Here is a 1,672-nt window from a genome sequence, read left to right as displayed (position 1 = left end):
TTGGTGATGCTCCTTAGAAAGGAGGTGATCCAGCCGCACCTTCCGGTACGGCTACCTTGTTACGACTTAGTCCCAATCACCGATCCCACCTTCGACAGCTCCCTCACGAGGATGGGCCACTGGCTTCGGGTGTTACCGACTTTCGTGACTTGACGGGCGGTGTGTACAAGGCCCGGGAACGTATTCACCGCAGCGTTGCTGATCTGCGATTACTAGCGACTCCGACTTCATGGGGTCGAGTTGCAGACCCCAATCCGAACTGAGGCCGGCTTTTTGGGATTCGCTCCACCTCACAGCTTCGCAACCCATTGTACCGACCATTGTAGCATGCTTGAAGCCCAAGACATAAGGGGCATGATGATTTGACGTCGTCCCCACCTTCCTCCGAGTTGACCCCGGCAGTCTCCTATGAGTCCCCACCATCACGTGCTGGCAACATAGAACGAGGGTTGCGCTCGTTGCGGGACTTAACCCAACATCTCACGACACGAGCTGACGACAACCATGCACCACCTGTGCACCAGTCCAAAGAAAGCCACATCTCTGCAGCCGTCCAGTGCATGTCAAGCCTTGGTAAGGTTCTTCGCGTTGCATCGAATTAATCAGCATGCTCCGCCGCTTGTGCGGGCCCCCGTCAATTCCTTTGAGTTTTAGCCTTGCGGCCGTACTCCCCAGGCGGGGCACTTAATGCGTTAGCTACGGCGCGGAAAACGTGGAATGTCCCCCACACCTAGTGCCCAACGTTTACGGCATGGACTACCAGGGTATCTAATCCTGTTCGCTACCCATGCTTTCGCTTCTCAGTGTCAGTAATGGCCCAGAGACCTGCCTTCGCCATCGGTGTTCTTCCTGATATCTGCGCATTTCACCGCTACACCAGGAGTTCCAGTCTCCCCTACCACACTCTAGCCTGCCCGTACCCACCGCACGCCCGAGGTTGAGCCTCGGGTTTTCACGGCAGACGCGACAAGCCACCTACAAGCTCTTTACGCCCAATAATTCCGGACAACGCTTGCGCCCTACGTATTACCGCGGCTGCTGGCACGTAGTTAGCCGGCGCTTCTTCTGCAGGTACCGTCACTTTCGCTTCTTCCCTACTGAAAGAGGTTTACAACCCGAAGGCCGTCATCCCTCACGCGGCGTCGCTGCATCAGGCTTCCGCCCATTGTGCAATATTCCCCACTGCTGCCTCCCGTAGGAGTCTGGGCCGTGTCTCAGTCCCAGTGTGGCCGGTCGCCCTCTCAGGCCGGCTACCCGTCATCGTCTTGGTGAGCCATCACCTCACCAACAAACTGATAGGCCGCGAGTCCATCCCCCACCGATAAATCTTTCCAACACCCACCATGCGATGAGCGCTCGTATCCGGTATTAGCCACGATTTCCCGAGGTTATCCCGAAGAGGGGGGCAGGTTACTCACGTGTTACTCACCCGTTCGCCACTAATCAGACCGTGCAAGCACGGCCGTCATCGTTCGACTTGCATGTGTTAAGCACGCCGCCAGCGTTCGTCCTGAGCCAGGATCAAACTCTCCATGAAAACATGAAAAACTATAACCTGACAAAATAAACAAACAACCAGCATTAACTGCTGTATCATCCGTCATGATTTGCCATTCAAAATAATGGCATCGATAAACAGACACGCTATTGAGATATCAAGCAACACGCGCAC

Annotated in this window: 1 rRNA gene; it reads right to left on the bottom strand. The window is 55.3% G+C overall.

The annotated features are described in order from the left end of the window. Positions 1–17: 17 nt before the first annotated feature. A 16S ribosomal RNA gene (locus D1648_RS17720) occupies positions 18–1,537 on the bottom strand. Positions 1,538–1,672: the final 135 nt, after the last annotated feature.

The organism is Brachybacterium sp. EE-P12, from assembly GCF_003711805.1.
Classification (GTDB): Bacteria; Actinomycetota; Actinomycetes; order Actinomycetales; family Dermabacteraceae; genus Brachybacterium.
The sequence above is the reverse complement of the archived record's forward strand: the minus strand, read 5'-3'. Positions and strand labels throughout refer to the sequence as shown.